This window comes from Cellulomonas sp. GTC20042 (genome assembly GCF_055389595.1).
In genome coordinates this window covers 1,948,491-1,974,364 of sequence record NZ_AP043678.1, presented here as the reverse complement: position 1 = coordinate 1,974,364, position 25,874 = coordinate 1,948,491, and the positions used below count along the sequence as shown (strand labels likewise).

The following is a 25,874-nucleotide window of genomic DNA, read 5'->3' as shown; positions in this document are numbered from 1 at the left end:
TCGGCCCGTCGGACGCGTCCGCGCACCGACCCGCCGCTCGGCAGGAGACCCGATGAGCACCGGCAGGCACGACCGGCGCAGCGCTCGGACCGCGCGCGCCGGCACGATCCCGTGGTTGCTCGCCGTCGCCGGCGCCGTGACGGGCGTCGCGCTCGCCGTGCTGCTGGCGCACCGCCCTCCGGTCGTCGTCGCTCTCCTGGTGGCCGCGACCCTGCTGGTCGCCCGCACCGCCCGCCTCGGGGTGCGCGTGGACGAAGAGGCGCTCACCGCGACCGGCTGGACCCGCACCCGTCGGCTGCCGCTGCACGCGGTGGTGGACGTGCGCGCCGCCCGCCCGTCCGGTGCCGATCTGCACCCCGACGCCGCGCGGGGCCTCGCCGTGCTGGACGTGCGGCTCGACTCCGGCCTGCGCCTGCTGCTGCCCGCCACGATCGGCAGCCCCACCTCGGCCCGGGAGGCCGCCGCCCGGACCACCGGCATGATCGTCGCCGCCCGCGGGTCGCTCGCCCGGATCGCCGAGCCCGGCCCCGCACGCGCATGGACCCGTGACGACGCCTGGATCGCCCTCGCCGTCGTGGGCTCGGCCGACGCGGGCCTGGCCGCCGTCCTGCGGCTGGCCGACCACCTCAACCACGACCGTCCGACGCCCGGCGAGGTCGCCGACGTGATCGCGCGGCTGGTCGGCAGCGGTCTGGCCACGGCCGAGGACGGGAGGCTGCACCTCGGCGAGCCGATCCGGGCGCTCGCGGAGGAGGCGCTCGCGAGCGACGCGTCCCCGTGGGCCGAGGACGGCGCGATCGCGCAGGCCCACGCCGGGCTGCGCGTGCTGACCGGGGATGGCGTGGTGGTGCCGGCACCCGTGCCGGACGGGATGGCGAGCTGGTGCGCGGTGCTGGAGCGGCGGAGGCGGCGACGGGCGCCGGCCGGAGAGGAGTCGCGATGATCGACACCGTGATCGGCTTCCTGCTCGGTGACGCGTGGGCACGCCGTCGCACCCGGCGGGTGGCGGTCGTGGCAGCCGACGACGGTCGCGTGCTGAGCGCGGTGCGCGCCGTCGAGGGCCGGGTCCCCGGGCTGCTCCAGGGCTGGCACGGCGGTGAGTGGCGCGTGACGCCCGGCATGCTCACGCTCGGCGGGATCCGGGTCCCGGTCGACTCGGTGGACGACGGATGGCGCCGACCGACCCTGCGCGAGTCGCTCGCGGTCGACGAGGACGCGCAGATCCTGCGCTGCCGCTCCGGGGCGACGGTGGTCGAGTGGGCGGTGCCCGAGCACCTGCACGCCCGGGCGTCGGCGCTGCTGCGGATCGGTGGTGCCGTATGAACGCGGACCGCACCGGGATCTACCACGTGCGGGTCGCCAACGAGATGGCGGAGCAGGTCGCGGAGTACGCGTGCGCGATCGAGGCGCTGGTGCTGACCACCTCGCGCTGGCGCGCCGTGCAGGTCCTGCGGGCGTCCGGCGTCGGCGGCTTCTCGTCGCGCGACCTGCGGCGGGTCCGGGTCGATGAGATCCAGGACGGCCCGCCACTCGAGTTCGAGGTGGTCGTCTCACGACCGGTGTACGTGGACGGCGCGTGGGAGAGGCGGAGACGATGACGAGGTTCCGGAAGCGGTGGTGGGCCAGCCGGGTGGACTCCGACGAGGGCTGGTCGGTGTGGATCGCGGACCGCTTCGTGCTCATGTACGTGGACGCCGAGGGCGAGGTCCAGTGCCGTGGCGAGGCGGACGGCGTGGGCACCGGCTTCGTGATCGACCACGACTCGCTCGATCACCTCGCTCCGGCCCGTCGGGCGCTCGTGCTGGGACGGGCGCACGCGGCGTTCGAGTTCGCCGGCTGGCCGTTGGGGCGGTTCCTGTAGGCCGGGCCGGTCAGTCCGGTGCCGCACGGCTCCGGACGGGTGACCTGCGGGAATCCCCACGACGGCGGGGGCGCGACATCGGTAGCGTCCTGCCATGACGAGGAGCAGCCGGAGGCGCGACCACGCCCTGCGCGCGCTCGACCGTGCGTTCAGCGACGCCGCGGACCTCGACGTCGAGGATCCGGCCTTCGACACCGTCATCGCGGCGAACCTGCTCCACCTGGCCGTCGCGAGCGGCACCCGGGGATCGGGGATCGCGACCGGCGCGGTGATCGACGGGATGGCCGCAGCACGCGACCTGCTCACCGACCCGCGCCTCACCACGGTGCAGCGGACCGCGGTGGAGGACGTGCTCGCCGCACTGGAGGCGTCATGACGCCCCGGACCGCCTCGTGAGCCGACGGCCCGATTTCGACCGTGTCGTCGAGGACCCTCGGCTCGACGGCCTCCGCAACCGTGCCGGGTGGCTGATGCGCGACGGCGAGCGGTGCGGGCTGGTGCTGCTCCGGCAGGACTTCCACGCCCGCCACGCGGGAGGTGCGCTGTGGTGGCGGCGGTGGACCGTGCCGACCGAGTGCGTCCACGAGCACCTCTGGCCCGACGAGGGCTGGGACCAGGACGCGATCATCACGGATGACGGCGGCCTGGCGGCTGCGATCGTCGAGTGGTCGCGGGGGTGGGTCGAGCTGCGCGGCGAACGCATTCCGGTCCGCTGGCTGGACGAGGCGACGTCCGCGTGGGTGTTACGCCAGCTCGGCGCCGGCTTCCCGGATGGACGCAGGTGAGCGCCGGACGGGCGCGCCGCCGGCTCCGCCCGGTGCGCGTCGTCGCCCTGGGACCGCTGCCCCGCGTCGCGGTGACGGTCGCGGTCCTCGCGCTGGTGTCCGGTGCCGTGCTGCTCGCGCCACGCGTCCCGTGGGTGGCTGCGGCGCTGCTCGCGGTGGCGGCGGGAGTCGGCGTCCGGGCGGCGCGGATCGGCATCGCGGTGGACGAGAACGACGTGTCGGTCACCGGCTGGACCCGCACGCGGCGCGTGCCGCTGCCCGAGGTCGCGCGGCTGACGGTGCTCCCCGCGTCGCGCTCGGGTCACCCGGTCGCCGACGGCTCGCGGACGGTGGTCGCGGTGGAGACCGGTGCCGGGCTGCGGCTCTCGCTCCGGGCGTTCGTCACCCACCGTGCCACGGCGCAGCACGCGGTCGACCGGCTGGCAGGACTGATCGCGGAGCGTCGTCCGGGCGCCGCTCCCCCGGTCGACCTGCACGGGTCCGCGACGCCCCGGCCCCGGCTGCACAGCACGATCGGCGGCGAGGTGCGGTCCACGGAGGGCTGGTCGGTGCGGCTGGTCGGACGGACCACGCTGCGCTACCGGGACGCCGAGGGCGTGGTCGACGTGACCGGTGACGCCTCGGGCACCCGTCTCGGCTTCGACGCCGACGCCGGCAGGCTGAGCGCCCTGGACGACGCGCGGGTCGCGATCGTGCTGCCCCGCCTCCGGCAGGCGGCCACCCACGCCGGCTGGCGCCTGCGTCTCGACCCAGCAGGAGTCGAATCGACCATGGGGACGTCCCTCGAGCTGCACGGGCTGATCGGTGTCGGACCGCTCGTGCTCGTCCCGGAGGACGGCATGATCGACCTGCGCGACGGGTTCTCGATCCTGGACGTGACCATCGACCTGGCCGCCGCAGAGATCCGCCTGCTGCTCTTCGGCGCCGGCACCACGCTCACCCTCACGCTCGGCGGGGTCACCGAGATCACCACCCCGCCTGTCGATCCCGACGACCCGTCGGTCTTCGTCCGGGAAGCCGTGCTGCTCACCCGACCCGATCAGTTCGACGTGGGTCAGGAGAAGGGCGCCGACCCCGCGCGCCGGTGGTGGTGCTCGGTGGCGACCGAGGGCGGGCTCGCCTTCTCCGCCACGCTGACGTCGCTGACCCTGGGGCCCGGCCCGACCCTCGCGCGCCGCGCCCCGAGCGTGTTCCACGGTCGCACGGCGCGGTGGCGGAAGGACCGTTCGACCGGTCGCTGGCTGCTCGGCACCGCTGAGGGCCTGCTCGAACCGGAGCTGATGCGCCTGCGCTCGGTCGACCTCGACCTGATCAACCAGGAGGCACGCCTGCTGGTCGACCACGGCTCACGGCGCCGGCTCATCGGGCTCCCCATGGAGGGCCTGCGCCTGGGGCCGCTGGACCCCGCGTGGGCAGACGCCCGGGTGCCGCAGGACGGTGCCGGTGACCCGCTGCGGGTGCTCGGGCCCTCGGCAGGACCCTGGACGGTCGTGGCCCCGTGGTGCGAGATCGCGACCTTCGGCGGGCTCCGGATCGGCATCCTGCCGGGCGCGGGGATCGTGGCCACCGTCCACGACCTCCCGGATCCGGAGGTGGGACGTGGGTGAGGGCGGCGTCCTCATGGTGGCCCTCGTCGTGCTCTACGCGATCTACGAGATCGGCGTGTGGGAATGAGCGAGCTCAGCGCGAGCATCGCCGCGCTCACCGGCGTGGCGGAGGTCACCGTGACCCGGGTCCGCGGTGAGGACGAGGACCTGCTCGTCCAGTTCTGCGATCCGCGGACCGATGACGCGATCATCTGGCACCTCGAGGCGGCGCGAGAGGCACGGGTGCTCTTCCTCGAGATGCGGGCCGATCTCGACGACGACACCGCGCTGCGCCTGGTCGCAGCGATCGCGGCAGGCAGGTACGAGGCCGTCGCCGATGGCCGGGCGGTCGCCATCTTCGTGGACGGCGAGAGGACCGTGATCGCATGAGCACCGACCGGCACGCGTGCGCACCGACGCAGAGGCTCCGATGACCAACCCGTTCGCGTGGGGCGAGAAGCACGTCCAGGTGTCCGATCCGACCGACGGGACCTGGCAGACCATCCAGATCCACCGCGCCGACGGCTGGCCGGGATGGAAGCTCATCGACCGCCTCGTCGATCTCGGGGGTGACGACTACGGGATCGCGCTCGCCCTCACACTCGTGCTGGTGATCGCCTCGATCCCGTCACGCGTGCTGCACCGGATCCGGCACCCGCGCAGGCTGAGCACCGAGTGGGAGGTGCTGGTCTACGACCGAGGGGGCGCCGACTACCGCCCCCGGCAGGCGCGCGAGATCCACGTGGTCGAGGACAAGCAGACGGCGGTCACGCTCGCCGGGCAGATGCTCGCGCAGGAGCAGGCCCGTTGCGATGCGCTGACGCGTACCCGTCAGGCCAACCTCGCCGACCCTGGTCACGCCGCGTGAGCGTCGACCTCGCGACGATCGCGTTCTGGGCGGGGATGCTCTTCTTCGCGCTCGCGATGGCGATCACCGTCCGCAAGATCCGGAGGCGACCGCCGGGCATCGGCGTGTTCGCCTCGATCCAGGAGTCGGCGCGCGGCGACACGGCCGTGGTCGTCGCGATGTTCGTCTGCCTCACCGTCTACCACTTCGTGGGCGGGGACTGACCCGCTCTCTCGCACCCAAGGAGGACCGTGATGTCGGATCTCACCGATCACGACCGTACGAACCTCTCCGCCTTCCGTCTTATGTTCGGCACGGAGATGCGTCCTGTCGCACCCGGGGCTGCCTGCACCCTCGAGGCGATCGTCATGACGACGTCCCGGATGCGGGCGACGCAGCTCATGCGCGCTGCCGACATCGGCGGCGTGTCCGCTCGAGAGATCGAACGCGTCGACCCACGCAAGATCGCGGATCTTCCGATACTCGAGCCGGACGTCGTGCTCTCGCGCGACGGCTATCCCGCAAGCGAGTGGAGCCCTCGCTGACCGACCGATCTCGCGGGTCGGCGGCCCAGAAGGCTCCCGCTGAGAAGAAGCCGGGCCAACCGGCCGTAGCCCGGTCGGCGTCCACGCAGAACGATCGCTCAACACGCCGAGCAACCACCAAGGAGGACCGTGATCCCCGACAAGGCCCCCGGGCACTCGCACTGGACCCTCGACGACGCCTGGTTGCTGCACGCCTCGGTGCTCTCGGGGCTGACCAGCGTGGGCACGCTGATGCGCACCGCCGACCACCTTCGCCACGACCTTCCCGGAGCAGACCTCGCCGCACGCGCGCTGGCGAAGTTCGCGAACGCCGGCCTGATCGCCTACGAGCGCGATGCACTCGCGGTCACCGAGCGGGCGGTCGACCTGGTCACGAGGACGAACAGGTCCGGGCTCTCGCTGTGGCAGCCGGGCGGTCCGATGGAACTGACGCTGCACGAGCTGGACGGGGTCGATCCTGGAAGGACAGCCACCGTTCCCGATGGGTACTGGAGCTGGTACGACGTGCTGGAGCGAGGCGGTCACCACGGTCGACGTCACCGCCTGGGCCTCGGCCGGTGGTAGGGCCGGAGCTGTCCCGGGCGCGAGTGCTCGTCACCCTCGGCCTGGCGATCGTGGCGCGTGACAGCTGACGCGACGGGGGCGCGGCCTCGTCGGGGCCGAGTCATCGCGACGACCACGGCCGTGTCGCCGCGCGCCGACTCCTGGATCGACCCCGCACGGCCCCCGAACGCGAGCGCCCAGGGGCGTACCGCTCAGGCCTCCGTGCCCCCACCAGGGCCTTCGGTCCCGGTCGGCCCGTCCGCCCGCCTCTACGTTTCCCGTGTCGTTCACATGGGGACCCTGTGAGACGACCGCGCGAGGAGCTCGCGTGGAGTCATCGGTGCGCCCACCAGCCACCGACTCGCAGGGGGAGGGCCTCATGGCCGCTCTGACCGTCGCCTTCGGCACCGTAGGCGCGTGGCGCCGTCGCGTCCCCGTCGTCGGGGTGCTCGCCGCGTGCGCGATCACCGTGGCGGGGCTGCCCGCCGAGGCGGCCGTCCGACCTGCCGCCGCGCCGGTCGCGGCGGCGACCTCGGCCACCGCCGAGGCCGGCACGGAGGACGCCGGACCGCTCACCGCACCGGACGTCGTCTCGGCCGCCGCCATCGCCCGCCTGGAGGACCAGCCCGTCGAGGTGCTGGCCGAGCGCACCGAGTTCGGCTCGGTGTACGTGCTCCCCGACGGCACCATGGCGTCGGGCACCGGGTCGGGCCCCGTGTGGGTGCGGCAGGGCGACGGCGACGGCACCGCCGACGAGGACTGGGCGCCGGTCGACCTGACCCTCGTGGCGGACGAGGACGGCAACGTGCGCCCGGTGGCCCACAGCGGCGACCTGGTGCTGGCCGGAGAGAGCGAGCCCGACCCGGAGACCGGGTCAGTGGCGCTCGCGAGCATCACCGATCCCACCACCGGCATCACGACCTCGGTGGAGTGGGACGGCGCGCTGCCGGAACCGGAGCTCGACGGGCGCCGTGCGACCTACCGCGAGGTCGAGCCCGGCATCGATCTGGTGCTGGAGGCGACCAGCACGGGCTTCGAGGAGTACTTCGTCGTCGCCGAGCGTCCTGCCCCGGACCAGGCTCTGGTGTTCCCGCTGACGGTGACCGCGGACGGTGCCGAGCTCCGGACGGCCGACGACGGCTCGATCAGCGTGGTCGAGCAGGGCCAGGACCAGGTGATCGCCGCCGCGCCCGTGCCGATGATGTGGGACGCGGACAGCGACGCCGGGCGCGCGTTCCCGATCACGCAGGACCGGCCGGCCGAGCACGCCGACGCCGCGACGCTGTCCCCGATGCCGGCCTGGGTGCTGGAGCCGGACCACGGCGCGACGACTTCGGACAGCGCCACCCGCGCCGATGCCGACGCGGAGCAGGCCGAGCCGATCGAGGTGGTCGGTGACACCACCATCGATGCGCTCGCCGGGGCCGTCGAGGTCAAGCGCACGAGCACCCAGCCGTCGCATGAGGTCGCCGAGGTCGACCTGACCCCGCAGCAGGACTTCCTCCAGGACCCGGCGACGGTGTACCCGGTCGTGATCGACCCCGACGTGGGCCTCGCCTGGGGCTTCGACACCTACGTGCTCAAGGGCTACTCGAACGATCGCTCCACGCAGGGCGAGCTCGACGTCGGCACCTACGACGGCGGGGCGCACGTGGGGCGCGCGTTCATCCAGTTCCCGGTCGCCGGGCTGTCGTGGCGCACGGTGTTCTCCGCCCGGCTCGAGCTGTTCAACTTCTACTCCTGGTCGTGCCAGGCGCGGAACTGGCAGGTGTGGAACACCTACCCCGCCGGTCCGGGCACGGTCTGGGCCAACCAGCCGGGGTGGGCGGCGCACTACTCGACCAGCTCGGAGACCCACGGCTACTCGGGCAGCTGCCCCGGTGGCTGGTCCAACGCGGACATCACCCAGTACGCCCGGGACTGGGCCGCGTCGGCCACCCAGGTCGGCAACATGGGGATCAAGGCGGAGAACGAGGCCGACAACTACGGATGGAAGAAGTTCTTCGCCGCTGACTACGGCGCCTATGTGCCGACCGTCTGGGCGACGTACAACTCGACCCCGTGGCCGCCGTCCGGCCAGCGCATCTCCAACTCGCCGAACGGCACCGTCTCGGGCGCGTGGACGTCGACGAAGACGCCGACGCTCAGCGCCACCGTCTCCGACCCCGACGGCGGGCTGGTGCACGGCATCTTCACGCTGGTGCAGTACCCGAGCAACCAGGTCGTGTGGACCGGGTCGCAGAACTACATCCCGAGCGGCTCTGTCGCGTCGGTGAAGACACCGACGCTCACCGAGAACACGACGTACTACTTCTCGGTCAAGGCCAGCGACGACATCATCGAGGGGCAGTCGACCGGCGGCTTCTGGTTCCGGGTGGACACGATCGCCCCGCTCGCGCCGACGGTGGCCTCCACGGACTACCCGAACGACAACACCTGGCACAAGGCCGAGAACCAGGCCGGTGCGTTCACGATCAAGCCGCCGGTGGACGAGAGCCTGTCCACCTACCGGTGGGGCCTGGACAAGGCGCCGGACCCGGCGCAGACGGTCGCCGCCTCCACCACGGGGGCGCCGACCACGCTGAACGTGACCCCGACGACGCCGGGCCGCCACGTGCTCCAGGTCCAGGCGGTCGACCTCGCGGGCAACGTCTCCGGGATCGTGAAGTACACCTTCCACGTCGGGCGCGGCGGGATCGTCACGCCGGAGGAGGGTGCACGGGTCGTCCGGCGCGCGCGGCTCCAGGTGACCGGTGAGCCGGTGTTCACCCACGTGAAGTTCCAGTGGCGCCGCGGACCCGACTCGCCCGCCGCCGACATCAAGGACGTGCCGCTCGCCCAGCTCCAGACCTCGACGGGCAGCAGCTGGCAGGACGTCGCGATCGGCGGCTGGGCTCCGCTGCCGCAGGGTGATCGCGGCTACTCCACCTGGGACGTCGGCGCGACGCTCGGGTTCGTCGGCGGACCGGTGCAGGTCCGGGCGGTGCTCGCCACGTCCTCAGCCGGCGCCGGCTCCTACGCGGGCGGCTGGACGACCCTCACCGTCGACCCGGACGCCTCAGGCGCGGCGACCACCGAGATCGGCCCGGGCACGGTCAACCTGCTCACCGGCGACCACACGCTGTCGGTCACCGACGCCGAGGAGTTCGGGCTCTCGGTGGTGCGCACCACCTCGTCCCGCGACACGGATGCCGGGTACGAGCTCCAGGCCGAGAAGCTGACCACCGAGCAGACCCAGGCGACGACGCTCACCGGTGTCAGCGCCGCCTACGGCACCGTCGCGACCGACACGGTCCGGTTCCACACCGGGACGACCTCGTACAAGATCACCCCGAGCGGGGCGTCCCAGGACAGCTTCGTCTCGATCGGCGGGGATACGGGCGGGCTGCGCCTCGGCATGCTGCCCGGGCGCACCTACCGCGTGTCCGGCTGGGTCTACGTGCCCGAGCAGACCGGCCTCTCCCCCGACATGTCCCGTGGCCTGCGCCTGGAGGTCTTCACCCGGGTCGGCACCGGCGCCTACTCCGAGCCGGCGAACGTCGGAGCCGCCACCCCGCGTCCCACCGCGACGAACGCCTGGCAGCAGGTCAGCGTGGACGTGACGATCCCGGCCGGTGCCACCGAGGCGTTCCTGCGTGCGTACAACGGCAACGTCTCCGCGGCCAAGCCGGTCTACTGGGACGACATCTCCGTGCGCGAGCTCTGGTCGCCGTTCGGCAAGGAGTGGGCCTCCGGCACCAGGGACTCCTCCGCCGGCACCGCGTACACCCGGATCTCCAAGCCCTACGACGACGTCGCCGCCGTGCACCTGACCGGTGGCGGGGAGATCTGGTTCAGCTCGGGCAACGGCACCCAGTGGTGGCCCGAGCCCGGCGCCGAGGACCTCACCCTGACGCCGACGTCGGCGACGAGCTGGCGCCTCACCGAGATCGACGGCACCACCACCGACTTCGTCAAGAACGCCGCGAGCGGTGACTTCCCGGTGACCGTCACCGCGCCGCCGGCCGCCGCCGGGGCCACCCGGCACGTCTACGACACCTCCGTCGCCGGGCAGTCCCGGCTGGTGCGGATCATCGCGCCGATCGAGGACGGGGTCGACGGCTGGCCGACGAACGCGAACGCCTGCAACCCCGCGACCGGTGTCGCCCCGGCCCGCGGCTGCGAGGTGATGGATCTCGTCTACGCCACGAGCACCACCGCGACCGCCTCGACGCTCGGCACGATCACCGGTCAGGTCGACCGGATCGACCTCTGGGGCACCGACCCGGCCACCGGCGTGGTCAGCGCGGTCACCGTGACGCGGTACCTGTATGACGCCCAGGCGCGCCTCACCCGGGTCTGGGACCCGCGGATCGGCACCTCCAGCGCCACCGCACCCGGCGCGAACACCCTGGTCACCGCGTACGCCTACGACTCCGCCGGCCGGATCACGTCGGTGACCGCCCCCGGCGAGGAACCCTTCCGGTTCGGCTACGGCACCGCCGGGGCGACCACCACCGGCACCGGCGACTTCATCGACGCCTCGACCGGCCGCCTGCTGACGGTCTCGCGGCGCTCGCTGGAGCCCGGCACCACCGACCAGTGGGGTCCAGACAACGTCTCCACAGTCGTCTACGGCGTCCCGACCACCCGCACCGCCGGTGGCCCGTACGACCTCGGCCCGGAGGCGCTCGCCACCTGGGCGCAGGTGGACGGCCCCACCGACGCCACCGCCGTCTTCGGCCCGCAGGACCCGCCCGGCGTCACCTCCGCCAGCGCGACCGTGCCCGGCAAGGACGGGTACAAGCCCGCCACCGTGCACTACCTGAACGCCAGCGGCCAGGAGGTCAACACCGCCTCTCCCCTCGGCCTGGACGCGCCGGTCGAGGGCTACATCGACACCACCGAGTACGACAACCAGGGCAAGGTCGTCCGAACCCTCGACGCCACCAACCGGCTGCTCGCGCTCGGCAAGCTCGCCGAGTCGGCCGACCTGGCGACCTGGAACCTCGGCGGCACGGGGTCGGTGTACCTGTCGCAGGTGCTCGACACCCGCACGACGTACACCGCAGACGGGCTGGACGTGCGGTCCCAGCGCGGTCCGGCGCAGCAGCTCGCGGTCGCGAACGACCCGGACGCGATGCAGACGCTGCACGCGGTGACCCGGTACGTCTACGACGAGGGCAAGCCGGACGGCGTCGCGTACCACCTGGTCACGACGTCGACCTCCGGCGGGCTGCCGGTCGGGGCCGATCTGGACACCGCGACGTTGCTCGACCCGATCGTCACCGTCAACGCCTACAACCCCGTCGACGGGGCGGCGGTGCTCGGCGGCTCGTCCGGCTGGGTGCACAAGCAGCCGACGTCCGTCACCGTGGACGCGGGGCAGCCCACGTCGCTGACCTCGACGGTCGTCTACGACACCAAGGGCCGGCCCCTGCGTTCCAGCAAGCCCGGATCCACCGGCTCCGACGCCGGCACCACCCTGTCGATCCTCTACACCGCGGGTGCGAACCCGACGGACGCCTCCTGCGGCAACCGCCCGGAGTGGGCCGGCCAGCCGTGCCTCACCCGAGCGGCCGGCGCCGTTACCGGGCACGACGCCGCGCTCGCCGCGAGCCAGCTGCCGGTGAAGCGGGTCGACGCGTACAACCGGTACGGCACGCCGACCTCGATCACCGAGTCCGCCACCGGCCCGCTCGCCGGGTCGACGGTGACGCAGAGCCGGTCCACGGTGACCACCTACGACACCGCGGACCGGGTGACCCGGGTGCAGATCAGCGGCACCGGCGCTGGGGTGGGCGAGGCAATCGCCGCGACCACCACCGAGTACGACACACGCACCGGCGACGTGCTCGCCATGCGCTCGGTCGACGCCTCCGGCACGACGACGGACGAGGTGACAAAGTCGTACGACCTGCTCGGTCAGGTCCTCGCCTACACCGACGCCGACGGCTCCACCAACACGATCACCTACAACCGGTGGGGCAACCCCGAGTCCGCCGTCGAGAGCGTCACCGACGCGCTCGGCACCCGCGAGATCGGCTCGATCACCTACACCTACGACCGCGCCAAGGACCCGCGAGGCGTCGTCACGTCCTTCACCGATTCGGTCGCCGGCACGGTGTCGGCGACCTGGGGACCCGACGGACAGCTCGAGTCCGAGACCCTGCCCGGCGACGTCCGGCTCGACATCGACTACGACCCGGCGCGCGTCCCCGTCCGACGCACCTACGTCCGGGCGTCAGACGACACCGTGATCGCCACCGACTCCGTGGTGGAGAACCATCGCGGCCAGTGGACCCGGCACGTGTCCAGCACCGGCTCCCGTGACTACTCCTACGACCGGCTCGGCCGGCTCGTCGAGGTCGAGGACACCGGAGCGATGTCGGGCGTGTGCACGACGCGCACCTACACCTACGACAGCCACACCAACCGCGTCGGGTCGAGCAGCGTCGCCGGCGAGCAGGGCCAGGCGTGCCCGGTAGCCGGGGCGAGCACGGTCACCTCAACCTTCGACACCGCGGACCGGCTCGTCTCCTCCTCCACCGACGCCGGTGGCACCTGGGCCTACGACCCGCTCGGCCGCGTGGTCTCGATGCCCTCCGGGGACCAGCAGGTCAGCAACGGCTACTACGTGAACGACCGCGTGGCCTCGCAGGAGATCGCCGGGCAGCAGAGCGTCTCCTGGGGCATCGACCCGCTGCTGCGCCGCGCGACCTTCACCAGCCGCACCTGGGCCGACGGCGCGTGGTCCGACCCCACGGTCAAGACCTCGCACTACACCTCCGACTCCGACGAACCCTCGTGGATCCAGGAGGACGCGAACGACCCCGCCGCCGTCACCCGCTACGTCGGCGGCGTCGAGGGCGACGTCGCGATCACCACCTCGCTCACCGGTGAGCGCGAGCTCCAGCTCGTCGACCTGCACGGCGACATCGTCGCCACCCTGCCGATCGGCGACGGCGCCGACACCGCCACCTGGACCGGGCTCGCGTTCACGTCCTTCGACGAGTTCGGCGTCGCCCAGCCCATGAGCGGATCGGGGGCGACCAATGCGCCCCCCGCACGCTACGGCTGGCTCGGTGCCGCGCAGCGCTCCGCCGAGGCGCTCGGTGGCGTCATCCTCATGGGCGCGCGGCTGTACTCGCCCGAGATCGGGCGGTTCCTGTCGATCGACCCCGTCGCGGGCGGGTCCGCGAACGCGTACGACTACTGCAACGCCGACCCGGTCAACTGCACTGACCTCGCGGGGACGTGGTCGTGGAAGGGCGTGCTCAAGGCGGTCGCCGTCGTCGCCGACGTGGCGTCGATGGTGCCGGGGCCGATCGGGATGGCTGCTGGGGTCGTCGCAGCGGGCGCCTACTACGCCGCGGGAGACAAGAAGCAGGCGCTGATCTCTGCGGCTAGCGCCGCGCTGTCGCTCGTCGGCGCGGGATCGGTCGTCAAGGGCGCGAAGGCGATCTCCAAGCTGCTGAAGCCTGCAGAGATGACCGGCGAGGTCGCCACGAAGGCCGCCCCGAAGGTTGGACGAGTATTTTGGACCGGAGGCGAGACCGCACACCAGGCAGCAACCGCTTTCGCAAAGGCGAACGGGGGCACCACATTGGGCATGACTCGACTGGGACGAGCAGCAGAGAAGATCACGTCGAAACTCAGCACCTGGGAGCGGAAGAGACCGGTATGGGACGTCGCCTCCGGAATTTTCGCACTCGGGGCAGGTCGAAATGTTCACGTCTTCATCCATCCGAACCCCCGCTTCGTCACGAGCACATGGATTCGAATCGAGCGACGAGTGTTGAAATTCAAGCGCACCAACATCAACGTCCACATCGTCTGATGGCACGAGACAAGGGAAGCCTCAGGAAGCGTTGGTGGAAGAGTTGGGTCGACTCAAGCGAGGGCTGGTCAGTCAGAATCGACAACCGGTTCGAGATCGTTTACGAGGACGAGTTGGGTGAGGTTGTCGCCCACGGCGAGGCAGGCCTGGACGAGTTTGCCCTCGACGACGACGCGTTTGGCGCGCTCGATCCTGCCAGACGCGAGTTTGCGTTGGAGCGAATTCGAACTGCTTTCGAGTTCGCAGGTTGGAGACTCGTGTAGGCCTCGCTGCAACTGGGCTCGCCAGCCTCGCACGACGTTGAATCTTGGCAATCCGGCCAGGAGAGAAGTCGCATGCGGGAGCGGGACAGCACGAAGTTCATCGCGGTCGGGGCTCTTCCGCTCGGCGCACTCCTGCGCTCATCGTCCGCGTCGTCAAGTGCCCGCCCGTGATGAGTGCGGGACGCCGGCCATCGACCCTCACGTCACGCAGAACTCGTTCCCCTCCGGGTCCGCCATGACCACCCACGCCCCCTCGCGCGGGTCGTCCACCTCGCGCAGCACCACCCCGCCGGCCGCCACCAACGTGGCCGCGTGCGCCCGAGCCGCCGCGAGCTTCGCCGCCCGGTCCTCCATGCTCACTCCGTGCGCGGCGGACCAGCGCACGTCCAGGTGCACCCGGTTCTTGACGGTCTTGTCCTCCGGCACCTTCTGGAAGAACACCCGCGGCCCGGCCCCGTCGGGGTCGATCACGGCGTAGGCGGGGTCGCGGTCGTCGTCGGGGCCGATGCCCCAGGCGTCCATCGCCTCGTCCCAGGTGCCGAAGGGCGGCGGGGGCGGCTCCTCGACGTAGCCGAGCGCCAGCATCCAGAACTGGCCGAGCGCGCGCGGGTGGTGGCAGTCGATGACGACCTGCACCTCGAGAGCCATCGTCGTCTCCGTTCGGGGTCGGGGCGCACGCGCGCCGGGGGGCGTCAGGCCGTGGCGGCCTGCATCTGCCGGAGCTCCTTCTTCAGCCCGGAGATCTCGTCGCGCAGCCGTGCCGCGAGCTCGAACTGGAGCTCCCCGGCGGCGGCGTGCATCTGGTCGGACAGCTCCTGGATGAGGTCGGCCAGCTCGCCGGCGGCGGCTCCGACGAGCTTGGTGCGCTCGGTGGGTGCGCCGCCCTTGGAGCCGAGGCCGGGGACGGGGGCCTTGCCGCGCGACGCCTGGCGCCCGGCGCCGCCGAGCAGCTCGGCGGTGTCGGCGTCCTCGCGGGCGAGCAGGTCGGTGATGTCGCCGATCTTCTTGCGCAGCGGCTGGGGGTCGATGCCGTGGGCGGTGTTGTAGGCGATCTGCTTCTCGCGGCGTCGCTCGGTCTCCTCGATGGCGAGGGCCATGCCGGGGGTGACCTTGTCGGCGTACATGTGGACCTGGCCGGAGACGTTGCGCGCGGCACGGCCGATGGTCTGGATCAGGGACTTGCCGGAGCGCAGGAAGCCCTCCTTGTCGGCGTCGAGGATCGCCACCAGGGACACCTCGGGCAGGTCGAGGCCCTCGCGGAGCAGGTTGATGCCGACCAGCACGTCGTACTCGCCCATCCGCAGCTCGCGCAGCAGCTCGACGCGGCGCAAGGTGTCGACCTCGGAGTGCAGGTAGCGGACCCGCACGCCCTTCTCGAGGAAGTAGTCGGTGAGGTCCTCGGCCATCTTCTTGGTGAGGGTGGTGACGAGCACGCGCTCGTCACGCTCGACGCGCAGCCGGATCTCCTCGAGCAGGTCGTCGATCTGGCCCTTGGTGGGCTTGACGACGACCTCGGGGTCGACCAGGCCGGTGGGGCGGATGATCTGCTCGACCACGCCGTCGGACATGGCCAGCTCGTAGTCGCCGGGGGTCGCCGAGAGGTAGACGGTCTGGCCGATCCGCTCGACGAACTCCTCCCAGCGCAGCGGCCGGTTGTCCATGGCGCTGGGCAGGCGGAAGCCGAAGTCGACCAGGTTCCGCTTGCGGGACATGTCGCCCTCGAACATCGCGCCGATCTGCGGCACGGTGACGTGGGACTCGTCGATGACGAGCAGGAAGTCCTCGGGGAAGTAGTCCATCAGGGTGTTCGGCGCGGTCCCGGCCTCGCGGCCGTCGATGTGCCGGGAGTAGTTCTCGATCCCGGAGCACGAGCCGATCTGCCGCATCATCTCGATGTCGTAGGTGGTGCGCATGCGCAGCCGCTGGGCCTCCAGCAGCTTGTTCTGCCGCTCCAGGTCGGCCAGCCGCACCTCGAGCTCGGCCTCGATCGAATTGATCGCGCGCTCCATGCGCTCCGGGCCGGCGACGTAGTGGGTGGCCGGGAAGATGTGCATCTGCTGCTCGGCGCGCACCACGTCCCCGGTGAGCGGGTGCAGGGTGGCGATGGCCTCGATCTCGTCGCCGAAGAACTCGATCCGGATCGCCAGCTCCTCGTACACCGGGATGATCTCGACGGTGTCGCCGCGCACACGGAAGGTGCCGCGGGTGAAGGCCATGTCGTTGCGGGAGTACTGCATGGACACGAACTGGCGCAGCAGCTGGTCGCGGTCGACGGTGTCGCCGACGGACAGGGTGACCATCCGGTCGACGTACTCCTGCGGGGTGCCCAGGCCGTAGATGCAGGACACGGAGGCGACCACGACGACGTCGCGCCGGGTCAGCAGCGACGAGGTCGCGGAGTGCCGCAGCCGCTCGACCTCGTCGTTGATCGAGGAGTCCTTCTCGATGTAGGTGTCCGTCTGCGCGATGTACGCCTCGGGCTGGTAGTAGTCGTAGTACGAGACGAAGTACTCGACGGCGTTGTTCGGCAGCAGCTCACGGAACTCGGTGGCGAGCTGGGCGGCCAGGGTCTTGTTCGGCGCCATGACCAGCGTCGGGCGCTGCAGCTTCTCGATCAGCCAGGCGGTCGTGGCGGACTTGCCGGTACCGGTGGCGCCGAGCAGGGTGACGTCCTTCTCCCCCGCCTGGATCCGCTTCGCGAGCTCGGCGATGGCGGTCGGCTGGTCGCCGGAGGGCGTGTACTCGGACACCACCTCGAACGGGGCGACGGTGCGCTGGAGATCGGTCACGGGACGCATGCGTCAACCGTACGTCCGGCCACCCACACGCACGTCCCCGGACCGCCCCCACGGCTCACGCCGAGGCCACCACCAGCGACTCCGTGCCCTCGACCAGCAGCGCCTGGTCGTCCCGCAGCAGCACCAGCCGGTGATCCTCGCCGTAGCGCTCGACGGTCTGCGCGATCACCTCCGACGGGTACAGCACCCCGTCGGCGTGCGGCACCACGACCGCGTCCACCAGGCCGAGGCCGCCGAGGTCGGTCAGCCCGGGCGCGTCCTCGGGGTCGTCCATCACCGAGGCGGGCTCGATGCTGGGGCCGGCGAGGATCGATCCCGCGCTGGACCCGATGTAGAGCAGCCCGCCACGCACCCGTGCCGCGATCTCCTCGGCCGCGTCGGCACCGCGCACCGCGTCCAGCAGCGCGAAGGTGCTGCCACCGGCCACCCACAGCGCGTCCACCCGGTCCAGGGCGTCGGCCACCTGAGCCCGCGAGGACCCGGTGAGCACGACGTCGACCACGGGGTGACCGAACGCCCGCACCCGGTCCCGCTCCTCGGCGGCGAAGGGCGCGTCCGCGTAGGCGCGGGCGGCGTCCGGCACGTACCCGATCGTGAACGGCCGCGCGCCGGCGCCGTGCGCGCGCAGGAACCCGGGCACCGCTCCCGCGCCGAGCGAGAGCAGCAGCGCGGCGGTCACGCGTCGACCTCCGGACGGCTGATGTCGATCGTGCCGTCCTCCCGGATGGTCCAGCCCGGGTTGTGCGCGACCTCCCACACGTAGCCGTCGGGATCGGCGAACGCGCCGGAGGTGCCGCCCCACTCCATCACCTCGGGCTCGCGCACGATCGTCCCACCGGCCTGCCGCGCCTGCTCGAGCACCTCGGCCACGGCGGCGGGGGTGCGGACGTTGTGCGCGAGCTCGATCCCCGGAGCGCCCCTCCCCTCCAGCCCCGCCCACAGCGCGAGCACCATGCCGCCGGCCTGGAAGAAGCAGATCTCGTCGTCGGGCTGCTGGCCGTCCCGCCAGCCCAGGGCCTCGTAGAAGGCGCGCGAGCGGGCCAGGTCGTCGATGCCGAGGGTGATCAGGCTGATCCGCTGTTCCATCCCTCGATCATGCCCACGACCACCGACACGCACCGACCCTGGCCCTCAGTACACGATTCGCTGTACTGTCCCGAGCGTGGAGACCGTCACCCTCACGCACACCTCGGCGCTGACCCGGCTCGGGCACGCCCTCGCGGACGAGACGCGCACCCGCGTGCTGCTCGCGCTCCGCGAGGCACCGGCCTACCCCTCCGACCTCGCCGACGCGCTCGGCGTGTCCCGGCAGGTGATGTCCAACCAGCTCGCCTGCCTGCGCGGCTGCGGGCTGGTCGAGGCGATCCCGGACGGCCGACGCACCTGGTACCGGCTGGCCGACCCCGCGCTGGCACCCGCGCTGGGCGACCTGCTGCACCTGGTGCTCGCGGTGGACCCGACGTGCTGCGGGGAGGACTGCTCGTGCGCGTGACCACCGACCCCGCCCGGCGCGCGGTGCTCACCCGGCGCGTGCGCCTGGTCGTGATCGCGACGATCTCCTACAACGTGGTCGAGGCGGTGGTCGCGATCGGGGCCGGCCGGGCGGCGTCCTCCTCGGCGCTGATCGGCTTCGGCCTGGACTCGGTGGTCGAGGTGCTGTCGGCGGCGGCGGTCGCCTGGCAGTTCGCCGCCCCCGACCCGGAACGGCGCGAGCGTGCGGCGATGCGGCTGATCGCGGTGTCGTTCTTCGGGCTCGCGCTGCTGGTCGGCGCGGACGCCGTGCGGGCGCTGGTCACCGCGCACGCGCCGGACCACTCACCGGTGGGCATCGTGCTGGCGGCGGTGAGCCTGGCGATCATGCCGGGGCTCTCCTGGTTCGAGCGGCGCACCGGGCTGGAGCTCGGCTCGGCGTCGGCGGTGGCCGACTCGCGGCAGACGCTGCTGTGCTCGCTGCTGTCCGGGGTGCTGCTGGTGGGGCTGCTGCTCAACGCGTCGGTCGGCTGGTGGTGGGCCGATCCGCTGGCGGCGCTGGTGATCGCCGGCTTCGCGGTGCGCGAGGGCGTGGAGGCGTGGCACGGGGACGCCTGCGGGACGCCGCTGGCGCAGATGCTGGGCGACGAGGACGAGCGCGACGACTGCTGCTGATCCCGGCCCTCACGGCCAGGGGACCAGGCCCCCGAGCGCGAACCCGCCCGCCGCCAGCGCGACCGTGGCCACCAGCATCCCCAGCCCGTTGACCGCCGCGTCCGCCCAGCGTCGCTCGCGCACCATCCGCGCGGTGTCCAGGCTGGCGGTGGAGAACGTGGTGTAGCCGCCGAGGAACCCCGTGCCGGCGATCGTCACCACCGCGCTCGCCGCACCGGCGGCCACCCACCCGGTGAGCAGCCCGAGGGCGAAGGAGCCGGTCAGGTTGATGATCAGGGTGCCGCGCGGCACGCGATCCACTCGACCCGCCCGGGTGGTGAGCTCGCCGTCGACCCAGAACCGCGCCACCGCGCCGAGGGCGCCGGCCAGCGCGAGCGCCACCGCGATCACGCCTCCACCTCCTCGACGCGCCGCCGCGCCGCCCGACTGATCCCGCGCCTCCGCGCGCCCAGCGCCAGCCCGGCCAGCGAGGCCAGCAGCCCGAGCACCAGCGTCGCACCCGCATAGGCCAGCCCGAGGCCGACCCGCCCGCCCGCGAGCAGGCGCTCGGTCTCGACCGCCAGCGAGGAGTACGTCGTGAAGGAGCCCATCACGCCGGTGCCGAGCAGCAGCCGCAGCGTGCGCCGGCGTCCGACGTCGGGTCCGCGGGCGGCGAGCGCAGCGACGATCAGCCCGAGCAGGAACGCGCCGGTGATGTTGACCGTCCAGGTGCCCCACGGCCAGTCGTCGGCAGGCAGCGCCACCTTGAGCCCGTAGCGCGCCGAGGTGCCGACGATCCCGCCCAGCAGCACGACCAGCAGCATCGCCGGATCGCGGTGCGGCGGGCGCGCCGGGATCTCCAGGGCGCGCCCGGCGTCGTGGGCGTGCGGGTGCGGTGCGTCACGGTCCTCCACAGGTCCCGATCATGGCAGCCGATCGTGTGAGAGCGTGACCACAGACTGTCGAATCGTTACGATCGACCGCGATGCGACTCATCGTCGAGAGGAATCACCGGTGACCACCACCCCCGCCTACCTCGATCCGGCACTGCCGGTCACCGAGCGCGTCAGCGACCTGATCGGTCGGATGACGCTGCCCGAGAAGGTCGGCCAGATGCTCCAGCTCAACGCCAAGCCCGGCGTGCGCGACCTGATCGAGGAGATGTACGCCGGCTCGATCCTGCACGCCTCCCCCGAACGGCTGCACGAGGCGATCGACCTCACCGCGCAGAGCCGGCTGCGGATCCCGCTCCTGGTCGCCGAGGACTGCATCCACGGCCACTCGTTCCGGATCGGCGCGACGATCTATCCGACGCAGCTCGGCATGGCCGCCACCTGGGACCCCGCGCTGGTGCAGCGGGTCGCCCGCGCCACCGCCGTCGAGGTAGCAGCCACCGGCACGCACTGGACCTTCTCCCCCGTGCTCTGCATCGCCCGCGACCTGCGCTGGGGCCGGGTCAGCGAGACCTTCGGCGAGGACCCGTTCCTGATCGGCGAGATGGCCTCCGCGATGGTCGCCGGCTACCAGGGCGACGGCCTGGACGACCCGACCGCGATCCTCGCCTGCGCCAAGCACTTCGCCGGGTACTCCGAGACCCAGGGCGGGCGCGACGCCTCCGAGGCGGACATCTCCCGCCGCAAGCTGCGCTCCTGGTTCCTGCCGCCCTTCGAGCGGGTCGCCCGCGAGGGCTGCCGCACGTTCATGCTCGGCTACCAGTCCACCGACGGCGTGCCGATCACGGTGAACAAGTGGCTGCTGAACGACGTGCTGCGCGGCGAGTGGGGCTACTCCGGCACCCTGGTCACCGACTGGGACAACGTGGGCCGGATGGTCTGGGAGCAGCACATCTACCCCGACTACGTGCAGGCCGCGGCCGCCGCCGTGAAGGCCGGCAACGACATGGTGATGACCACGCCGCAGTTCTTCGAGGGCGCGCAGGAGGCGGTCCGGCTCGGGCTGATCACCGAGGCCGAGATCGACTCCGCCGTCGCGCGGATCCTCACGCTGAAGTTCGAGCTCGGGCTGTTCGAGGACCCCCGCCTGCCGGACGAGGCGCTCCAGGACGCGGTGATCGGGTCCGCCGAGCACACCGCGCTCAACCTGGAGATCGCCCGGCGCTCGCTGGTGCTGCTGCGCAACGACGGCGCGCTGCCGCTGGACGGCGGCTACGTGGCGGACGCCGGCGACCCGGACGGCCGCGTCGTGCGCGCCGACGGCTCCGCCGCACCGGTCCGCACGATCGCCGTGGTCGGCCCGAACGCCGACGACCCGCACGCCACCCTCGGCGACTGGGCCGGCGCCTCCGGCCAGGCCGACTGGCTGCCCGACGGCCACCCGCGCGAGATGATCCGCACCGTCCTGGACGGCCTGCGCGCGCACGTCCCCGCCGGCTGGACCGTCACCCACGCCCACGGCGCCGACATCGTCCGCACGATCCCCGACCCGGAGGGCGACTTCTTCCCGGACGGCCAGCCCCGCCCGCCGATCGGCGTGCCCGCCGAGGTCGACCCGGCCGCCATCACCGAGGCGGTCGCGCAGGCCACGGCGGCGGACCACGTGGTCGCGGTGGTCGGCGACTGCATCGAGCTGATCGGCGAGGGCAAGTCCACCGCCACGCTCGAGCTGGTCGGCGGGCAGGTGGCGCTGCTCGACGCGCTGGCCGACGCCGGCACGCCGTTCACCGTCGTGGTGCTCGCCTCCAAGCCGCTGGTGCTCCCCGCCTCGGTGGACCGGGCCGCCGCGGTGCTCTGGGTGGCGAACCCCGGCATGCAGGGCGGGCGCGCGGTGGCCGAGCTGCTGCTCGGCGCGATCGAGCCCACCGGCCGTCTGCCGATCTCCTTCGCACGGCACGCCGGCCAGCAGCCGACCTACTACAACCAGGTGCGCGGCCAGCACGGCACCCGCTACGCCGACCTCACGCAGGACCCCGCCTTCGCCTTCGGCGACGGGCTGTCCTACAGCACGGTCGAGTACGGGGACCTGGAGGTGCTCACCCCCGAGGTCGACGCCGACGGCACGATCCGCGCACGGGTGGAGGTGCGCAACACCGGGTCGCGCCCGGCCACCGAGACCGTGCAGGTCTACGTGAGCGACGTGGTGACCTCGGTGACCTGGGCGGACCAGGAGCTCAAGGCGTACCGCCAGGTGACCGTCGAGCCCGGCGCCGCCGTGGTCGTCGACCTCGAGGTGCCGGTGGCCGCGTGCACGATCGTCGACGCCGAGGGCCTGCGGGTGGTCGAGGCCGGCGAGCTGGAGCTGCGGGTCGGCCCGTCCTCGCGGGCGGCGACCCAGCGGCGCGGCACGGTGGTCGTGCGGGGCTGACGCGACACTGCCCGGGCACGGACGAGGGCCGGCACCCTCCGCGGGTGCCGGCCCTCGGTGCGGGCGGCCGCGCCGGGCGGCCGCGCGTCAGGCCGGGATCGCGACGTGCGGCTCGGCCTTGGCGCGCGATCCCTGGGACATCCGGTCGATCAGCGCCAGCGCCAGCGCGGACGCCACGAACGCCAGGTGGATCACGGTCTGCCACAGCATCGTCTCGCCGGTGACGTAGCCCTGCGAGGACTCGATGAACGTCCGCAGCAGGTGGATCGACGAGATGCCGATGATCGACATGGCCAGCTTGGTCTTCAGCACGTTCGCGTTGACGTGGTTCAACCACTCCGGCTGGTCCGGGTGCCCGTTGAGCCGCATCCGCGAGACGAAGGTCTCGTAGCCGCCGATGATCACCATGATCAGCAGGTTCGAGATCATCACGACGTCCACCAGCCCGAGCACCAGCAGCATCGTGGTGGCCTCCATCGAGAAGTCCGCCATCGACTCCGGCGCGCCGTGGCCGAGCAGCGCGAACTCCACCAGGTGCCACAGCTCCTTGAGGAACTGCCAGACGTAGACGAGCTGCGCGACGATCAGGCCCAGGTACAGCGGCACCTGCAACCAGCGCGAGAAGAAGATCAGGCCGCTCAGCGCGCGGGCCGGCGTCGGTGTCGGGGCGGGGGTCGGGTCGGCGGCGCTGCTCACGCGGGGTGCTCCAGGGGATCGGGGTCGAGGGCGGTAGGACCAACGTCCCGGGTGAGGTGCAGGTTCCCGGCGGGCCGTCGCGCTGCTCTCCCGCAGGACAGCGGCTCGCCGGAGGGTGAGACTTCCCCCGTGCGGACCATCGGTGTGGAAGAGGAGTTCCTGCTCGTCTCGGAAGACGGTGTGCCCCGGGCCGTGGCGGCGGCCGTGCTCCAGCACGCCTCCGCGGAGGACGGCGACGACCCCTCCGTGCCCGGCGGCGCGCTGGAGAAGGAGTTCGCGCAGGAGCAGGTCGAGACCTCGACCCGACCGTGCACCGACCTCGCCTCCCTGCTGGACGAGGTCCGCGCCGGCCGCTGGCGCGCCGAGGCCTCCGCCCGGCATGCCGGCACCCACGTCGCCGCCCTCGCCACCTCCCCCCGGCCCGCCGACCCCACCGTCGTGATCAACCGCCGCGCCCAGCGGATCCGGGAGGTCTTCGCGCAGACCGCCCGCGACCAGCTCACCTGCGGCTGCCACGTGCACGTCGAGGTGGCCGACGACGACGAGGGCGTCCGGGTGATCGACCACCTGCGCCGCTGGAACCCCGTGCTGCTCGCCCTCAGCGCCAACAGCCCGTACTGGCACGGCGAGGACACCGGCTACGAGTCGTTCCGCTCGCAGATCTGGGGGCGGTGGCCGACCGCGGGGCCCACCGCACCCTTCGGCGACGGCGCCACCTACCGCGCCACCGTGGACGCGCTGGCCGCCAGCGGCACGATCCTCGACACGGGGATGGTCTACTTCGACGCCCGGCTGTCGGCCCGGTACCCCACCGTCGAGGTGCGGGTGGCCGACGTCTGCCTCGACCCCGCCGACGCGGTGCTCCTCGCGGCGCTGGTGCGCGGGCTGGCGGAGTCGGCGCTGGCGGGGCCGGGGTCGGCGGGTGCGGGCGCGGGGACGGGCGGTGGGGCCGGGGGCGCGGAGCCGCGCACCGAGGTGATCCGGGTGGCCGCCTGGCGGGCGGCGCGATCGGGGCTGTCCGGCGACCTGGTGAGCCCCGTGCACGGCGCACCCGTGCCCGCCCGGCAGGCCGTGCAGGACCTGGTCGAGCACGTCTCCCCCGCCCTCGACGCGCTCGGCGACCTCGGCTGGGTGCGGCAGCAGGTGGACGAGGTGCTGCGCCGCGGCAACGGGGCCGGGCAGCAGCGCGCCTGGCGGGCCGAGGGGGCGGACGAGGCCGAGGTGGTCCGGCGGGCGGTCCGGCGCACGCTGTCCTGATCCCGCCTGCGCTGATCCCGCCTGCCCTGATCCTGCCTGCGCTGATCCTGCCTGCGCTGATCCTGCCTGCGCCGATCCTGCCTGCCCCGAGGCCGCGCCCCTGATCGCTGCGTCCCTGACCACCCCGTCCACGATCCGCACGTCGCTCGCGCGTGCCGTTCCCGCTCGGCGGGCGGGCGTCGAGCGGTCCACAGGCGCGGCGCGCGTGATTCGTCCCCAGGTGGCGCGATCGGGGGTTGATCCGCCCGCCCCGCACGACGCACGTTGCCGCCATGTCCGTCCTCACCCCGCTCCTGCCCGCCCCGCTCCCACCCACGAAGAACCTCCGGCCCGCCGCTCGTGGACCGCGCCCACCCCTCCATCTCGCAGATCGACGCCCGCCGGCCCGCCGACCGGATGGTCCGCGACCCCGCGCCGCCGCCGAGCCCCCGTGGCGGACAGTCGACACGGTCGCCCTCCTCCGCCGCCTCGCCGCCGCACCCCGGGTCGCCGCCGGCCTGACCCTGTGGCTGGTGCTGCTCGGCGAGCACGACGCCCCCACCGGCCTGGTCGTGCCGGTGCCCGACCTGCCGTCCTCCCCCGACCCGTGGGTGCTGCGGGGCGTGCTGCACGCCGTCGGCGCGCGGTCACGGAGCGACGGACCCGAGGTGCGGGTGGCTGTCGGCCACGCCCGCCCCGACGGCGGGTCACGTGGAGCCGCCGAGGTCGCGTGGTCGCGCGCGCTCCACCGCGCCGCCGACGACCTCCGGGTGAAGATCGTCACCGAGGTGGCCGTCGGTCGACGCCGGACCAGCGTGCTCTCCGTGCACCGATCCCTGCCGCACGCCGCCTGACCAGCAAGGACACGTGGCGGGGTGATCACTGGTACGGTCGTCCGTCGCCTCGGACCGGTCGCGCACCGACCTCCCGGCGGTATCCCCGCCGCGCGTTCACGGGACCTTCACGGCATCCTGGAACACTCGGGAGCAGTCGGACGTTGTCCAGTCCGAGCACGCAACACCCCAGCACGTCATTGCATGTCAAGGCACGGAGGTCCCTGATGTCGAACCGGTCCCTGCGCGGTATGCGCATCGGGTCCCACAGCATGGAGACGGACGAGGGCGTCGACTTCGCCCCGCGTCTCCAGGCGTACTACGACTGCCCCAACGGGCACACGATCATCCTGCCGTTCTCGGTCGAGGCCGACGTCCCGGTGGTGTGGGAGTGCCGGTGCGGCGAGGAGGCGCTGCTGCGCGACGCCTCGAAGCCCGAGCCGAAGGCCACCAAGCCGCCCCGCACGCACTGGGACATGCTCCTGGAGCGCCGCACGATCAAGGAGCTCGAGGAGCTGCTCGACGAGCGCCTGGACCTGCTCCGGGCGGGCAAGTTGCGCCGCAGCGCCTAGAAGGCACGGTTGCGTCGCAGCGCCTGACGGCACCGCTGCGCCGCA

Annotated in this window: 27 protein-coding genes; 20 read left to right on the top strand and 7 right to left on the bottom strand. The window is 72.6% G+C overall.

Annotation, left to right across the window (positions count from 1 at the left end; translation table 11 throughout):
* The first annotated feature begins 52 nt into the window (after positions 1-52).
* The 14 genes from ACZ5HG_RS09050 (at position 53) to ACZ5HG_RS08985 (ending at position 14,249) form a co-directional block, all read left to right on the top strand.
* The gene (locus ACZ5HG_RS09050) at positions 53-943 is read left to right on the top strand and encodes a hypothetical protein (protein WP_464181938.1); all 891 of its coding nucleotides are present in this window, start codon (positions 53-55) and stop codon (positions 941-943) included.
* Positions 940-1,323 carry a hypothetical protein gene (locus tag ACZ5HG_RS09045; RefSeq protein WP_464181937.1) on the top strand — a complete coding sequence of 128 codons (384 nt, stop codon included), beginning with the start codon at positions 940-942 and terminating at the stop codon, positions 1,321-1,323. The genes ACZ5HG_RS09050 and ACZ5HG_RS09045 overlap by 4 nt, the downstream gene beginning before the upstream one ends.
* Complete coding sequence (locus ACZ5HG_RS09040; protein ID WP_464181934.1) at positions 1,320-1,598, top strand: hypothetical protein; 279 nt, start codon at positions 1,320-1,322, stop codon at positions 1,596-1,598. Before ACZ5HG_RS09045 ends, ACZ5HG_RS09040 begins: the two co-directional genes overlap by 4 nt.
* The gene (locus ACZ5HG_RS09035) at positions 1,595-1,861 is read left to right on the top strand and encodes a hypothetical protein (protein ID WP_464181933.1); all 267 of its coding nucleotides are present in this window, start codon (positions 1,595-1,597) and stop codon (positions 1,859-1,861) included. The genes ACZ5HG_RS09040 and ACZ5HG_RS09035 overlap by 4 nt, the downstream gene beginning before the upstream one ends.
* Positions 1,862-1,955: 94 nt before the next feature.
* Positions 1,956-2,237, top strand: coding sequence for a hypothetical protein (locus ACZ5HG_RS09030; RefSeq protein ID WP_464181932.1), 282 nt, complete (start codon positions 1,956-1,958; stop codon positions 2,235-2,237).
* A gap of 16 nt (positions 2,238-2,253) precedes the next feature.
* Positions 2,254-2,646, top strand: a complete 393-nt coding sequence (locus ACZ5HG_RS09025) for a hypothetical protein (protein ID WP_464181930.1) — start codon at positions 2,254-2,256, stop codon at positions 2,644-2,646.
* On the top strand, positions 2,643-4,253 hold the full coding sequence (locus tag ACZ5HG_RS09020; protein WP_464181929.1) for a hypothetical protein: 1,611 nt from the start codon (positions 2,643-2,645) through the stop codon (positions 4,251-4,253). The genes ACZ5HG_RS09025 and ACZ5HG_RS09020 overlap by 4 nt, the downstream gene beginning before the upstream one ends.
* A 63-nt stretch (positions 4,254-4,316) precedes the next feature.
* On the top strand, positions 4,317-4,622 hold the full coding sequence (locus ACZ5HG_RS09015) for a hypothetical protein (protein WP_464181928.1): 306 nt from the start codon (positions 4,317-4,319) through the stop codon (positions 4,620-4,622).
* Between the two features lie 40 nt (positions 4,623-4,662).
* Positions 4,663-5,100, top strand: a complete 438-nt coding sequence (locus tag ACZ5HG_RS09010) for a hypothetical protein (RefSeq protein WP_464181925.1) — start codon at positions 4,663-4,665, stop codon at positions 5,098-5,100.
* On the top strand, positions 5,097-5,303 hold the full coding sequence (locus ACZ5HG_RS09005) for a hypothetical protein (RefSeq protein WP_464181924.1): 207 nt from the start codon (positions 5,097-5,099) through the stop codon (positions 5,301-5,303). The genes ACZ5HG_RS09010 and ACZ5HG_RS09005 overlap by 4 nt, the downstream gene beginning before the upstream one ends.
* A 30-nt stretch (positions 5,304-5,333) precedes the next feature.
* Entirely contained in the window at positions 5,334-5,624 is a 291-nt protein-coding gene (locus tag ACZ5HG_RS09000; RefSeq protein ID WP_464181923.1) for a hypothetical protein, read from the top strand.
* Between the two features lie 129 nt (positions 5,625-5,753).
* Positions 5,754-6,188, top strand: coding sequence for a hypothetical protein (locus ACZ5HG_RS08995; RefSeq protein ID WP_464181922.1), 435 nt, complete (start codon positions 5,754-5,756; stop codon positions 6,186-6,188).
* A gap of 358 nt (positions 6,189-6,546) precedes the next feature.
* Positions 6,547-13,986: a DNRLRE domain-containing protein gene (locus tag ACZ5HG_RS08990; protein ID WP_464181921.1), complete on the top strand. Its 7,440-nt coding sequence runs from the start codon at positions 6,547-6,549 to the stop codon at positions 13,984-13,986.
* Positions 13,986-14,249: a hypothetical protein gene (locus ACZ5HG_RS08985; RefSeq protein WP_464181919.1), complete on the top strand. Its 264-nt coding sequence runs from the start codon at positions 13,986-13,988 to the stop codon at positions 14,247-14,249. Before ACZ5HG_RS08990 ends, ACZ5HG_RS08985 begins: the two co-directional genes overlap by 1 nt.
* A gap of 198 nt (positions 14,250-14,447) precedes the next feature.
* Here ACZ5HG_RS08985 and ACZ5HG_RS08980 read toward each other — a convergent pair whose 3' ends face one another.
* The 4 genes from ACZ5HG_RS08980 to ACZ5HG_RS08965 are packed head-to-tail and all read right to left on the bottom strand — an operon-like array spanning position 14,448 to position 18,133.
* Positions 14,448-14,897, bottom strand: coding sequence for a VOC family protein (locus tag ACZ5HG_RS08980; RefSeq protein WP_464181917.1), 450 nt, complete (start codon positions 14,895-14,897; stop codon positions 14,448-14,450).
* Positions 14,898-14,941: 44 nt separating this feature from the next.
* Positions 14,942-17,047 carry an excinuclease ABC subunit UvrB gene (uvrB, locus tag ACZ5HG_RS08975; RefSeq protein ID WP_464181916.1) on the bottom strand — a complete coding sequence of 702 codons (2,106 nt, stop codon included), beginning with the start codon at positions 17,045-17,047 and terminating at the stop codon, positions 14,942-14,944.
* A gap of 55 nt (positions 17,048-17,102) precedes the next feature.
* Entirely contained in the window at positions 17,103-17,726 is a 624-nt protein-coding gene (locus ACZ5HG_RS08970; RefSeq protein ID WP_464181915.1) for a Type 1 glutamine amidotransferase-like domain-containing protein, read from the bottom strand.
* Entirely contained in the window at positions 17,723-18,133 is a 411-nt protein-coding gene (locus ACZ5HG_RS08965; protein ID WP_464181913.1) for a VOC family protein, read from the bottom strand. The genes ACZ5HG_RS08970 and ACZ5HG_RS08965 overlap by 4 nt, the downstream gene beginning before the upstream one ends.
* 76 nt (positions 18,134-18,209) lie before the next feature.
* Here ACZ5HG_RS08965 and ACZ5HG_RS08960 point away from each other — a divergent pair, with 76 nt between their 5' ends.
* Positions 18,210-18,539, top strand: a complete 330-nt coding sequence (locus ACZ5HG_RS08960; protein WP_464181912.1) for an ArsR/SmtB family transcription factor — start codon at positions 18,210-18,212, stop codon at positions 18,537-18,539.
* Positions 18,536-19,192 carry a cation efflux transmembrane domain-containing protein gene (locus ACZ5HG_RS08955; RefSeq protein WP_464181911.1) on the top strand — a complete coding sequence of 219 codons (657 nt, stop codon included), beginning with the start codon at positions 18,536-18,538 and terminating at the stop codon, positions 19,190-19,192. Before ACZ5HG_RS08960 ends, ACZ5HG_RS08955 begins: the two co-directional genes overlap by 4 nt.
* Positions 19,193-19,201: 9 nt before the next feature.
* Here ACZ5HG_RS08955 and ACZ5HG_RS08950 read toward each other — a convergent pair whose 3' ends face one another.
* A complete protein-coding gene (locus ACZ5HG_RS08950) occupies positions 19,202-19,582 on the bottom strand; it encodes a fluoride efflux transporter FluC (protein ID WP_464181910.1) in 381 nt (126 codons plus the stop codon).
* Positions 19,579-20,085 carry a fluoride efflux transporter FluC gene (locus tag ACZ5HG_RS08945; RefSeq protein ID WP_464181909.1) on the bottom strand — a complete coding sequence of 169 codons (507 nt, stop codon included), beginning with the start codon at positions 20,083-20,085 and terminating at the stop codon, positions 19,579-19,581. The genes ACZ5HG_RS08950 and ACZ5HG_RS08945 overlap by 4 nt, the downstream gene beginning before the upstream one ends.
* A gap of 100 nt (positions 20,086-20,185) precedes the next feature.
* Here ACZ5HG_RS08945 and ACZ5HG_RS08940 point away from each other — a divergent pair, with 100 nt between their 5' ends.
* Positions 20,186-22,492 (top strand): exo-beta-d-1,3/1,6-glucosidase, encoded by a 2,307-nt coding sequence (locus ACZ5HG_RS08940; protein WP_464181908.1) that lies wholly within the window; start codon positions 20,186-20,188, stop codon positions 22,490-22,492.
* A gap of 87 nt (positions 22,493-22,579) precedes the next feature.
* Here the strand turns inward: ACZ5HG_RS08940 and ACZ5HG_RS08935 are convergent, their stop codons facing one another.
* Positions 22,580-23,188 carry a TIGR00645 family protein gene (locus ACZ5HG_RS08935; protein ID WP_464181907.1) on the bottom strand — a complete coding sequence of 203 codons (609 nt, stop codon included), beginning with the start codon at positions 23,186-23,188 and terminating at the stop codon, positions 22,580-22,582.
* A 129-nt stretch (positions 23,189-23,317) separates the two neighbouring features.
* Here ACZ5HG_RS08935 and ACZ5HG_RS08930 point away from each other — a divergent pair, with 129 nt between their 5' ends.
* From ACZ5HG_RS08930 to ACZ5HG_RS08920, 3 genes are all read left to right on the top strand, one after another.
* The gene (locus tag ACZ5HG_RS08930; RefSeq protein WP_464181906.1) at positions 23,318-24,445 is read left to right on the top strand and encodes a carboxylate-amine ligase; all 1,128 of its coding nucleotides are present in this window, start codon (positions 23,318-23,320) and stop codon (positions 24,443-24,445) included.
* Positions 24,446-24,957: 512 nt separating this feature from the next.
* Positions 24,958-25,278 carry a hypothetical protein gene (locus ACZ5HG_RS08925; RefSeq protein WP_464181905.1) on the top strand — a complete coding sequence of 107 codons (321 nt, stop codon included), beginning with the start codon at positions 24,958-24,960 and terminating at the stop codon, positions 25,276-25,278.
* Positions 25,279-25,484: 206 nt separating this feature from the next.
* Complete coding sequence (locus tag ACZ5HG_RS08920) at positions 25,485-25,829, top strand: RNA polymerase-binding protein RbpA (protein WP_147793582.1); 345 nt, start codon at positions 25,485-25,487, stop codon at positions 25,827-25,829.
* Positions 25,830-25,874: the final 45 nt, after the last annotated feature.

What these genes read in the sequence shown, in the direction of transcription:
- ACZ5HG_RS09050 (WP_464181938.1), top strand. Translation starts at nt 53, where the DNA reads ATGAGCACCGGCAGGCACGACCGGCGCAGCGCTCGGACCGCGCGCGCC.
- ACZ5HG_RS09045 (WP_464181937.1), top strand. Translation starts at nt 940, where the DNA reads ATGATCGACACCGTGATCGGCTTCCTGCTCGGTGACGCGTGGGCACGC.
- ACZ5HG_RS09040 (WP_464181934.1), top strand. Translation starts at nt 1,320, where the DNA reads ATGAACGCGGACCGCACCGGGATCTACCACGTGCGGGTCGCCAACGAG.
- ACZ5HG_RS09035 (WP_464181933.1), top strand. Translation starts at nt 1,595, where the DNA reads ATGACGAGGTTCCGGAAGCGGTGGTGGGCCAGCCGGGTGGACTCCGAC.
- ACZ5HG_RS09030 (WP_464181932.1), top strand. Translation starts at nt 1,956, where the DNA reads ATGACGAGGAGCAGCCGGAGGCGCGACCACGCCCTGCGCGCGCTCGAC.
- ACZ5HG_RS09015 (WP_464181928.1), top strand. Translation starts at nt 4,317, where the DNA reads ATGAGCGAGCTCAGCGCGAGCATCGCCGCGCTCACCGGCGTGGCGGAG.
- ACZ5HG_RS09010 (WP_464181925.1), top strand. Translation starts at nt 4,663, where the DNA reads ATGACCAACCCGTTCGCGTGGGGCGAGAAGCACGTCCAGGTGTCCGAT.
- ACZ5HG_RS09000 (WP_464181923.1), top strand. Translation starts at nt 5,334, where the DNA reads ATGTCGGATCTCACCGATCACGACCGTACGAACCTCTCCGCCTTCCGT.
- ACZ5HG_RS08990 (WP_464181921.1), top strand. Translation starts at nt 6,547, where the DNA reads ATGGCCGCTCTGACCGTCGCCTTCGGCACCGTAGGCGCGTGGCGCCGT.
- ACZ5HG_RS08985 (WP_464181919.1), top strand. Translation starts at nt 13,986, where the DNA reads ATGGCACGAGACAAGGGAAGCCTCAGGAAGCGTTGGTGGAAGAGTTGG.
- ACZ5HG_RS08980 (WP_464181917.1), bottom strand. Translation starts at nt 14,897, where the DNA reads ATGGCTCTCGAGGTGCAGGTCGTCATCGACTGCCACCACCCGCGCGCG.
- uvrB (WP_464181916.1), bottom strand. Translation starts at nt 17,047, where the DNA reads ATGCGTCCCGTGACCGATCTCCAGCGCACCGTCGCCCCGTTCGAGGTG.
- ACZ5HG_RS08965 (WP_464181913.1), bottom strand. Translation starts at nt 18,133, where the DNA reads ATGGAACAGCGGATCAGCCTGATCACCCTCGGCATCGACGACCTGGCC.
- ACZ5HG_RS08920 (WP_147793582.1), top strand. Translation starts at nt 25,485, where the DNA reads ATGTCGAACCGGTCCCTGCGCGGTATGCGCATCGGGTCCCACAGCATG.